Below are 10,745 nucleotides of genomic sequence, written 5' to 3'. Positions count from 1 at the left end.
GTGAACAAGGGTGATAAGCCAAACGCAGGCGATAGCATTGCCAACAAGGACGACTTGCCAGCAGGTACACACTACGACTGGAAGGACACCCCAGACACAACCACCCCAGGCAATCACACTGCTACAGTAGTAGTAACTTACCCAGATGGTTCAAGGGATGAGATTCTTGTACATATTCATGTCAACGATGTGAATACTAATGCTGCAAACGGCGGTTCAGCTAATACTGGCTCAACTAGCCAAAATGCAGGTAACCATAGTTCTAACGCAGGTAAATCTGCTGTAACTATGAACAAGAATGCTAAGACACTTCCACAGACAGGTAGTGATAACAAGGCTTCTACTCTACTCTCAGCATTAGGTCTTGCAGCAATCTCAGCAGTGACATTATTCGGACTTCTTGGCGACCGTAAGAAGAAGCATTAAGCCGAATAATTAACCACATCAAAAATAGCCTAAGCATAACAACTTAGGCTATTTTTTTGTACTCTCACTAACGGAGAATACAACTTTATCCCGTAAATTCTAGATACTTAGAATTGTTTTATGTTATAACTTAGATAAAAGAAAAGGAGTGCTGATGCACTCCAAACACCCCGCTTTAAGAGCGGTGACAAAGTTACAATTAGCAAAAGTCGCTCAATAACCTGTCAAAGTTTAAATTGAGCGGCTTTTTTATTTGTGGTCGATGTAAGTTAGCAGAGCTAACAAGAACATACCGAATGAAAGCATTAATGATAATGCTTCAAAGACCGACATGTAAAGCAGAAATATATAAAAATAGCTTTTTGAGTTTAAATTATTATTAACTTTATACTCTAAATTCTAGATACTTAGAATTATCCTATGTTATAATTAGGTAAAAGAAAAGGAGTGCCATTCGCACTCCGAACAGCCCGCTTTAAGAGCGGTGACATATTTATAGTAGACAATTGTCGCTCTATAACCTGCCAAAGTTAATAGTGAGCGGCTTTTTTATTATTTGCGGTCGATGTGAGTTAGCAAAGCTAACAAGAACACACCGAATGAGAGCATTAATGATAATGCTTCAAAGACCGACATGGCTGAAACTTTTCCTTTAGAATTTTGACCATAGGCCTCACCTCCGGGAGGAAAAAACAGCCACCGCTCATAAAACTTGCTGTAAATAACATTATAGCTGAAAGATAAAACCGCTTAAAGCTAGTATTTTTTGCTTATTCAAGTTGCTAAAAATATTTATGGGATGAAAAATTAAATTTAAGCATTGATTTGTGCGAGTGCAATTATAACAATGTTTGCAGACAGAAAGAGGCGATTAGCCTCTTTTTTTTGTATAAAATAAGTGAAATATTTTTCACGTTTTGAAACAAATAAGCAAATTCTGAAATAAGTTATCTATGTATACCAAAAACACTTACAACACTTACGCAATATGGTATAAATATAAATGTAAGTTAGCTGACTACTTAAGAAGATAAATTCCAAAAGGCGATATCAGTTGGAAGGTCTTCGAAGTTAAACGATATATGAGGGGATATATAGATTATGACTAGTGAAAAGAAGTATTCAGTAGTTATTGCCGGAGGCGGCAGTACATTTACGCCAGGGTTTGTTTTAGACTTAATTAAGAGTCAAGACAAGTTCCCATTAAGACAGTTGAAGTTCTATGATAATGATGCTGAACGTCAAGAAAAGATTGCCAAAGCAGTTGAAATTATCATGAAAGAACGTGCTCCACAGATTAAGTTCTCATACACTACTGATCCTAAGGAAGCATTTACCGACGTTGACTTCGTAATGGGTTCTATCCGTGTTGGTAAGTATGAGATGAGAAGCTACGATGAAAAGATCCCACTAAAATATGGTGTTATGGGTCAAGAAACTACAGGACCCGGAGGAATGGCATACGGTTTACGTTCAATTCCTGCAATCCTTCAAATTATTGACTGGATGGAAGAATATTCACCTAATGCTTGGATGATTAACTATTCCAACACTATTGCAATTGTTGCTGAAGCATGTCGTCGTCTTCGTCCAAATGCTAAGGTCATTAATATTTGTGACATGCCAATCGACGACATGGATAGAATGGCTGCTATTTGTGGCTTAGACAGCTGGCACGACATCGACTTCAACTACTACGGCTTGAACCACTTCGGCTGGTGGAAAGAAGTTAGAAACAAGAAGACTGGCGAAGACTTAATGCCTAAGTTGAAGGAATATGTCAAAGAGCACGGCTACTGGGTAGGCGGCGACTATGACAAGAGTACTGAAGCTTCATGGGAAGCAACCTTTAGAAAGGTTGCCGATGAATATGCCTTAGAGCCAGAGACCTTACCAAATAACTACATGCAATACTACTACTTCCCACAATGGGAGGTCGCAAATGCTGATCCAAAGCACACTCGTACTGATGAAATTCTTGAATATCGTCAAAAGATTGTCTTTGGTGAGTGTGAACGTATCGTTAAGGCTGGTACTGCAGCAGATAACATTTGGGACATTTCAGGCTTGCACTCAGAGTATATTGTAGACATCTGTCACGCAATTGCCTTTAATACACATGAAAAATTCTTAGCTAACTGCGCTAACAATGGTGCTATCTCTAATATGGATCCAGATTCAGTAGTTGAAGTACCTGCATTATTTGGTGCTGATGGTATCCAACCAATGGCAACAGGTGAAGCTGGTAGATTCCAACGCGGCCTAATGATGGAACAACAAACTTGTGAAAAATTAGTCGTAGACGCTTATGTAGAGCACTCATACAACAAGATGCTCCAAGCATTCACATTGAACAAGACAGTTCCAGATGCATCAGTTGCTAAGAAGATCTTAGACGACATGATGGTTGTCAACAAGCCATATTGGCCAGAACTTAAATAATATATTTGAGTTGAAGTAAGTAGGTTGATATGCCTGCTTACTTTTTTTCTTAGTGAGGTGAAAAAGAATGATGCAGAAAATACAGCGCTTTGGGGCTGCAATGTTCGTTCCTGTTATGCTCTTTTCATTTGCAGGTATCGTTGTAGCGCTAGGTAGCTTATTCAATAATCCGACATTGTTTGGCTCAATAGCCAACCCAGGCACCACTTGGAATTCGATTTGGGATACGATTTCAGCTGGTGGTTGGACAGTCTTCAATCAAGAAGGAATTCTATTTACTGTAGGTTTACCATTAGGTCTTGCTAATAAGGCTCGTGGTAGAGCAGCAATGGAATCAGTTATTACTTACTTAACTTTTAACTATTTTGTTAATGCGATGCTTACCCACTGGGGCAGTGCATTTGGGATTCCTAACTTTGCCAAAATTGAAATCGTGGCTAACTCAACTAACCATGGTTTAACTAATATTGCTAGCATCAAGACCCTTGATACAAGTATCTTAGGTGCGATTGTTGTTGCCTTAGTTGTAGTTTGGATTCACAACAAGTACTTCGATAAGAAGTTACCTGAATGGTTAGGTACCTTCCAAGGTTCAACTTATGTTTATGTTCTTGGCTTCTTTGCCATGATTCCTCTAGCATTACTTACTTGCTGGGGCTGGCCAAAGGTACAAAATGGCATTAGTGGATTGCAACACTTTATTATTTCTAGTGGTGCGATTGGTGTCTGGCTTTACAACTTCTTGAACCGTATCTTAATTCCTACTGGTCTTCACCACTTGGTATATATTCCATTCCAATTAGGACCAGCAGTTGTAGCTGGTGGACTTCAACCAGACTGGTTGAAGCACTTGTCAGAATATGCTGCAAGTTCTAAGCCGCTTACTCAACTTGCACCATACCAAGGCTTCCAACTTTACGGTAATGAAAAAGTATTCTTAGTACCATTTATCTGTCTTGCATTCTATGCAACTGCTAAGAAGAGTAAGAAGAAGCAAACTTCTGCTTTATTAATTCCAGCAGCTCTGACTTCTGTATTTGCTGGTATTACCGAACCTATTGACTTTACTTACTTGTTTGCAGCTCCAATTCTCTGGGTAGTGTACTCAGTAATGGCTGCTACTATGAACACTACTATGTATGCCTTCGGCTTAAGAGGTATGATGGGTGATGGTGCAATTGGTATTGCTTCAATGAACTGGCTACCATTATGGCAACACCACTGGAAGGTATATGTCATGCAATTCGCTGTCGGCATTATCTTCGGTATCTTAACTTACCTAATCTTTAAGATTATGATTCAGAAGTTCAACTATGTAACTCCTGGTCGTGAGGCTGATGATGAAGATGTTAAGTTAATTAATAAGAGTCAATACAAGCAGAAGATGGCAGCTAAGAATGCTGGTAAGGATGCTAACGATCCTTATATTGCTAGAGCTACTGCTTACTTAGACTTACTTGGTGGTGCTAACAACATTACTGAATTAAGCTCATGTGCTACTAGACTTCGTGTATCTGTTGCTGATCCTGATAAGGTTGCACCTGATGCAGAATTTAAAGCTAATAAGGCAGTTAACGTTGTTCACCATGGTAAGGCTATTCAAGTTATCGTAGGCTTAGATGTTCCTCAAGTTCTTGATGAAATGAACGAATTGATGAAGCAACAAGGTGGTCAAGCTACAGTTTCAAACAAGCCTGATAATCCATATATTGAAAGGGCAACTGGTTATCTTGACTTACTTGGTGGCGAAGCTAACATCGATGATATTATTGCATGTTCCACTAGAGTAAGAGTTCATGTCGTTGATGTGGACAAGGTTGCAGCTGACGCAGAATTTAAGAAGTTCGATGCTAAAGAAGTCCAAAGAAAAGATAAAGAGGTAGATATTGTTGTTGGACTCGAAGCTGGCGACATTGTAGATAATATGAAAGAACTTATGTAAGTGTAAGGGATTACTAAAATATGCTAAAATTTAGGTAATTGTTGAATATATTATCTAAAGGGGCATATGGAATAGATGACTAATTTAAAGACAATGATTTTGAATCGAAAAGATGATCTAAATGATTCCGAGAAGAAGATTATCCAATATATCTTCAGTAATCCCGAGGAATGTAGTAATTTAAGTTTATCTGAACTATCCAGGAAGTTGTATGTTTCTCAATCTGCAATCTTCAGACTTTGCAAGAAATTGGGGTTGAGAGGCTACAGCGAATTAAAGTTCGATTTAGATGAACTCGTAAGTCAAAACAAAAAGACTATCAAGCCACAGCACAATTTTGCACAAGATTTGGTTAAGGCTAATGAAGATACTACGAAGTACTTTGCTAGTTTGAATATGAGAAACTTATATCAAGCAATAGATAAGGCAAGTATGGTCTATATCTATTCTACTGGCTGGCAGCAACAATTAGTTGCTCAGTATCTATCGCATGAGTTCTTTGTAGCAGGGGTTCACACGACTATCTTACCAGCAGCTGTTGATGAATTACATCAAGTGACCCAGCATGCCAAGATGGGTGATATCTTATTCGTGGTATCTTTTACCGGAGATGGCGAAATTGTTGATTCAGAACTTACCCAACTTAAACTTGAAAATGACAAACTTATCTTAGTTTCATTTACTAATATGGAGCGTAATAAGCTGGCTTCTCTTTCAGAATATAATATGTATTTTCCTGTAGTTCCTCTTGTTAAGAATTTCCCCAGTAAAGAAAAAGAGAGCATTGCATTTACTTCAGCTTATTATCTAATTGATTTATTAGTAAGCGAGTATTTAAGTTGGCAACTTGAAAAAGAGGATTAATATGCAGACAATATCAAAAAATTTATTCTCTAGGTTAATAGATAAGATTGCTAAGGCAGTACATTTAGATGCTAAGAAAACTATAGCTTGGTATTCCTATGTCTTACTTGTAATACCGATTGCATTTTGGTTATTGGTTGAATTAAGAGCATTAGCAAGTAATCAATCATGGCAAGCAATGCTGAAGCAACCAACGATTGCAATTGGGATCATTATCACAATTACTGACTTTATGATTGGCTATTATTTGGCTATTCGTAAGCAAGAATTATTGAAGTCCTATGAGAGTTATCACTTCTTCATGGTCTGGCAGGCTGTTTCTCATATTTTAGTTGGTAATTTAGTCGGATTTGTTCTGGCTATAATCGGCATTCACGAATCTAAGAGCTTACCAGCTGGGAGACGTGATGGTAGTGTCAGCTTAATCAGTGTAGTTTCTGGATTGTTATTGATAATTTGTTTTAGCTTTATTATCTTAGTTAATTTGAAAGGATAGGTTCTACAATGTTTAATTTCTTCAAAAAGAAAAAAGGTCTTGAAGTTTGTGCAGTTGCAGATGGTGAGATTATGCCCATCACTAAAGTAAAGGATGATGTTTTTTCAACTAAGATGCTGGGCGATGGTTATGCAATTAAGCCCAGCAATGGCGACATCTTTTCACCAGTTGATGGGACTATTTCAACATTATTTCCAACTAAACACGCAATTGGTGTTAAGACTAAGGATGGATTAGAAATCTTAATCCACTTAGGTCTTGATACTGTTGAGTTAAAGGGTGCGCCTTTTGAAGTGATGGTTGAGCAAGGCGATGAGGTTAAGGCTGGTCAGCAACTTGCCAGCATGGATCTTAAGCAGATTACCGATAGTGGCCGTGATGATTCAGCAATCGTAGTTTACACTAACATGGATATTATTAACTCCCTCGATCCAGAAGAGGTTGCTGAAGGCAATGTTAGTCACGGTAATCAAGTGCAAACAATCCACTTCAAATAATAAATACCTAATGAAAATGAACCGAGTCGTTTGATTCGGTTCATTTTTTTATGGATATGTAGAGTAGGATTAATGAGTTAACAGACTTATTCAAGTCTGTGACTAACTTGGTAAAAGCTGTAAAAGAGTTCATTGAGGAATTAAAAAACTAAAACAAGCAAAAAAAGCCGCAGCTATACTTTTGGCTAAGTTGTTAACGGCTTTTGCTTGTTCAATAATTTTGCAGTTTTTTGGCTAAAAGAACGTGTGAACAGTTGTAACTTATAGAATTAGTTAAAGATTAAAGACATTGAGATGAATTATTAACTAGAACAAAACTATATGTGGTATATTATGTCTAATAATAATTATTATTCCAAAGTTAGAAAAAGGATGATACTATGACAAAGCAAGTAATGATGGTTACTGGAGCTTCTAAAGGTATTGGACTTGAAACTGTCCTAGCAGGATTAAGGTCTGGATATACGGTAGTCGGGACAAGTCGTACTCCAGATAAACTTGTAAGCAAAGTGCAGAAGGAATTACCTGATAAGGTTGCCAATTTTAAAGCTGTACAAATGTTATTTACTGAAGAGAGTATTAATAAAGCTATTAGTGAAGTTATTGAAAAATTGGGTCAAATTGACGTCTTAGTCAATAATGCCGGTTACGCACTTTTAGGTGCGGTTGAAGAGTTTTCAATTGCAGAAGTAAAGACTAACTTTGATGTTAATTTCTTTGGCTTACTGGAAGTAACACAAGCTGTATTGCCGTATATGCGTAAGCAAAAGTCTGGTCGCATCATCAATATGTCATCAATCTCAGGAACAGTTACTGGACCAACACAAGGAATATATTCTGCAACTAAGGCAGCTGTAATTATGTTTAGTGAGGCACTAGCAGATGAAGTGAAGGACTTTAACATTAAGGTTACAGCTGTATGTCCTTGGGGAGTGAGAACGGACTTCTTGGATAATAGTTCGATGAAGCGTCCCGAAAAGGTAATTGAAGATTATAGTTTGGTAAGACGAATGATGAATGGATTTGAAAACTTAAACCATAATCAAAGTGGCAATCCCGCACTAGTTGGCGAGGCTTTAATTAAGCTAGCCCAAATGGCTGAACCGCCTAAGCGGATATATTTAGGTGATGGGGCAATCGGAGCCTTGCAAGCTAAGATCAATGAAGTTATTCAAGAAACCAATGAAAACATTGATTTAAGCAGAAGTATTGATTTTGATTAAAATTATACAAAAAATATATTCCTCCAGAATTTTGAGGAATATATTTTTTTAGATATCATTATTTACATTTAAGATCTTAATATTACCACTCTTACTAGTTATATCCAGTTGAGAGCTAGCATCTTGCGAGCCAACATAGCCTCTAAGCGGATTATAATTATCTTCTGCATAAATTATTGCATCCATTGGCAAGATAATATTGCCACTCTTAGAAGAGATTAAGAATTTAAATTGTAGGTTATCAGGTACCAATATCTTAATGTTACCGCTATGACTGGTAATTAATAATCTTTTAGTTGAAATGTTGGCGAGATTGATTTTACCACTAGTAGCACTCAATGCCATCTCGCCATTTTTATCGTCAATATTAACGTCACTAGCAGTGATATCGCCGGATTGAGTATTAATATGGCAATCGCTGATTTGACTAGCTGATAAGTTGATATCGCCTGATTTAAGATCGGCTTGGAGTCTAGCAACATTAGAGTTAAGCATATGGACATCGCCAGAGATAGCAGTGACATCTAACAGACAATCTTGGTCTAGAGAACTGAAGCTAACATCGCCAGACTGACTTCTAATAGTCAAAAATCCAGTATAGCTAGCAGGAAGTAGGATAATAACCTTATTTTTAAATAATCCTACTAACTTCTTGGGACCTTGGGTGACCTTGATTACGTTGCCAACTTTTTCAACGGTGGAATAGAGTTTAGAAATATCTCTTGACATGAGGTCACGGACAATTAACTGGTCAAGGTCAGGTGAAGGTAGAATTAATAGGTCACCTAGTCGATAATTGAAGTGGATTTCGTCAATATCAGTAAGTGAAAGTTTAGATTCATTGACTAGCTTTAAGCCAATTGCATCCTCCAGTTGTTTTAAATCAGATCTAGCAGGATAATTATTAAAGATTTGTTTTATTTTATCGTCAAGCATAATAAAAGCTCCTTATCTTATTAACAATATTATAGAATATTTAGTCAAAGAATTCTTTTTAGATAAGTGTGATTTTCTAAGATTTGGTCAAGAGATAGAAGAATAGTTAATTTTTAGCTCAAAAACTACTATAGTTAGTTATTAGTTCGGAGGTATGTTGAGTGAGTAGAATTGCAGTTTATTTAACTGGTGGAATTGCAGCTTATAAGGCAGTTGAAGTTGTCCGCGGCCTGCAAAAGCAAGGTCACCAGGTTAGGGTCGTAATGACTGAGAATGCAGAGCATTTCGTTGCTAAGCAGACTCTTGCGGCGCTGACTAAGTATCCAGTCTTGGATAATCTATGGGTTGAAAGTGAGCAGGCTAAGATTAGTCATATTGAATTAGCTGATTGGAGTGAATTAGCTCTAGTTGTTCCTGCAACAGCCAATATTATTGCTAAGCTTGCTTATGGTCTGGCAGATGATGCAGCTTCTACAACCTTATTAGCTACGAGCAGTCCAATCTTGGTTGTACCAGCAATGAATAGCCATATGTGGTCTAAGCCTAGTACCCAGCGTAATATTAGCCAGATTAAGGCAGATGGTGTTAAGGTGTTGGAGCCAGTAGTTGGTCGTCTAGCAGAAGGCTATAGCGGTAAGGGTAGGATGCCAGAAGTTAGTCAAGTCTTAGCTTGGGTTGATAGCTTTTTAAGTAATTCTAATTCTGATAAGAGAATTGTCATTACTGCTGGTGGAACGCTAGAGCCGATTGACCCAGTCAGGTATATTGGCAATCGCTCCAGCGGCAAGATGGGTATTGCCTTGGCTAAGGCTGCGGCAAGTGCTGGCTTTAAGGTGGACTTAATTGTTGGCAACATCAGCGTTGATCTTCCTGACGATATTAATATAAAAGTTAGTCAGATAGAAACCACTGAACAGATGCTTAAGGCAGTCAAGGAGAATTTTGAAGCGGCGGATGTCTTAATTATGGCCGCAGCAGTAGCTGATTATCGGGTGAAGAATTATGTTAACCATAAAATCAAAAAGCAAGCTAAAATACAATACCAATTGGATTTGGAAGAAACCCCAGATATATTAAAGACTATTGGAGCTTTGAAGCGGCCCGACCAACTAGTTATTGGCTTTGCTGCTGAAACGAATGATTTACTTGAAAATGCAACTAAGAAATTAGAATCTAAGAATGCAGATATTATTGTAGCTAATGATGTTTCTAAGAATGTATTTGGCAATGATGAAGATGAAGTTACAATCTTGCAAAAAAAATCTTGCCCACTTCATTGGCAGCGGATGGATAAATCTAAGATAGCCAAGAGATTGATCAAGTTAGTAGAGGAGAATTTAATAAAAAAATAGCATGAATAAGTTAAGGTTAACTACTAGAGAAATAGTATTTATCTGTTTAATGGCGGTGATTTTAATTGGTTTATTTATTTCTAGTTCAATGACTTATCATGAACAAGAAATGTCGCCTGGATTTATTCATCGTCATTTTAGGTTTTTGGAAGATATTGTAGGTAATTGGAATATCTATTATCAGAATCGTTGGCATAACGCTCAATTAGATAATGGTGTAGCTGGGATGACTCAGTTCGTGATGAGGAAGATGGCCCACTTTGGCTCATATTTTTTATTAGGATTCTTTTCTTGCTTTGGCTTAGATAGGATTTTTAAGAAGTGGGCAGGTCCTTTATATATCTGGCTAGGAATAATTATCTTGGCTGGATTAGATGAATTCCACCAGATGCTAACAGGTGATCGCACACCTAGTGTGTGGGATGTTTGCTTAGATGCCAGCGGAGCCTTATTAGCAATCTTAATTTGTATAATTGTCTACAGCATCAGAACTAAAATGATCAAAAACAAAACTTTAGCCAAAAAATAAAAATATTTGTGATTTATTTTTCTAAGGATAATTGAATA

The 10,745-nt window shown here is 37.4% G+C and carries 12 protein-coding genes; 9 read left to right on the top strand and 3 right to left on the bottom strand.

Going from position 1 to position 10,745, the window contains the following annotated elements; translation table 11 throughout:
- Nucleotides 1–426: Rib/alpha-like domain-containing protein (locus J2Z60_RS05220; protein WP_209686620.1), on the top strand; the 426-nt coding region annotated here is incomplete at its 5' end.
- Between the two features lie 249 nt (nt 427–675).
- Here J2Z60_RS05220 and J2Z60_RS05215 read toward each other — a convergent pair.
- Entirely contained in the window at nt 676–732 is a 57-nt protein-coding gene (locus J2Z60_RS05215) for a putative holin-like toxin (protein WP_245328727.1), read from the bottom strand.
- A 246-nt stretch (nt 733–978) separates the two neighbouring features.
- Nucleotides 979–1,035, bottom strand: coding sequence for a putative holin-like toxin (locus J2Z60_RS11085; RefSeq protein WP_425352221.1), 57 nt, complete (start codon nt 1,033–1,035; stop codon nt 979–981).
- Between the two features lie 492 nt (nt 1,036–1,527).
- Here J2Z60_RS11085 and J2Z60_RS05205 point away from each other — a divergent pair, with 492 nt between their 5' ends.
- The 6 genes from J2Z60_RS05205 (at nt 1,528) to J2Z60_RS05180 (ending at nt 7,890) form a co-directional block, all read left to right on the top strand.
- Nucleotides 1,528–2,868 carry a family 4 glycosyl hydrolase gene (locus J2Z60_RS05205; protein WP_209686619.1) on the top strand — a complete coding sequence of 447 codons (1,341 nt, stop codon included), beginning with the start codon at nt 1,528–1,530 and terminating at the stop codon, nt 2,866–2,868.
- Nucleotides 2,869–2,935: 67 nt separating this feature from the next.
- Nucleotides 2,936–4,810 carry a PTS sugar transporter subunit IIBC gene (locus J2Z60_RS05200; RefSeq protein WP_209686618.1) on the top strand — a complete coding sequence of 625 codons (1,875 nt, stop codon included), beginning with the start codon at nt 2,936–2,938 and terminating at the stop codon, nt 4,808–4,810.
- A 75-nt stretch (nt 4,811–4,885) separates the two neighbouring features.
- Nucleotides 4,886–5,674 carry a MurR/RpiR family transcriptional regulator gene (locus J2Z60_RS05195; protein WP_209686617.1) on the top strand — a complete coding sequence of 263 codons (789 nt, stop codon included), beginning with the start codon at nt 4,886–4,888 and terminating at the stop codon, nt 5,672–5,674.
- Nucleotide 5,675: 1 nt separating this feature from the next.
- Entirely contained in the window at nt 5,676–6,170 is a 495-nt protein-coding gene (locus tag J2Z60_RS05190; protein WP_209686616.1) for a hypothetical protein, read from the top strand.
- A gap of 8 nt (nt 6,171–6,178) precedes the next feature.
- A complete protein-coding gene (locus tag J2Z60_RS05185; RefSeq protein WP_209686615.1) occupies nt 6,179–6,667 on the top strand; it encodes a PTS sugar transporter subunit IIA in 489 nt (162 codons plus the stop codon).
- 380 nt (nt 6,668–7,047) lie between these two features.
- A complete protein-coding gene (locus J2Z60_RS05180) occupies nt 7,048–7,890 on the top strand; it encodes an SDR family oxidoreductase (protein WP_209686614.1) in 843 nt (280 codons plus the stop codon).
- Nucleotides 7,891–7,938: 48 nt separating this feature from the next.
- Here the strand turns inward: J2Z60_RS05180 and J2Z60_RS05175 are convergent, their stop codons facing one another.
- Nucleotides 7,939–8,826: a DUF4097 family beta strand repeat-containing protein gene (locus J2Z60_RS05175; RefSeq protein WP_209686613.1), complete on the bottom strand. Its 888-nt coding sequence runs from the start codon at nt 8,824–8,826 to the stop codon at nt 7,939–7,941.
- 161 nt (nt 8,827–8,987) lie between these two features.
- Here J2Z60_RS05175 and coaBC point away from each other — a divergent pair, with 161 nt between their 5' ends.
- Entirely contained in the window at nt 8,988–10,178 is a 1,191-nt protein-coding gene (coaBC, locus tag J2Z60_RS05170) for a bifunctional phosphopantothenoylcysteine decarboxylase/phosphopantothenate--cysteine ligase CoaBC (protein WP_209686612.1), read from the top strand.
- 1 nt (nt 10,179) lies between these two features.
- Nucleotides 10,180–10,707: a VanZ family protein gene (locus J2Z60_RS05165; RefSeq protein ID WP_209686611.1), complete on the top strand. Its 528-nt coding sequence runs from the start codon at nt 10,180–10,182 to the stop codon at nt 10,705–10,707.
- Nucleotides 10,708–10,745: the final 38 nt, after the last annotated feature.

Source organism: Lactobacillus colini, from assembly GCF_017874575.1.
GTDB lineage: Bacteria > Bacillota > Bacilli > Lactobacillales > Lactobacillaceae > Lactobacillus > Lactobacillus colini.
The sequence above is the reverse complement of the archived record's forward strand: the minus strand, read 5'-3'. Positions and strand labels throughout refer to the sequence as shown.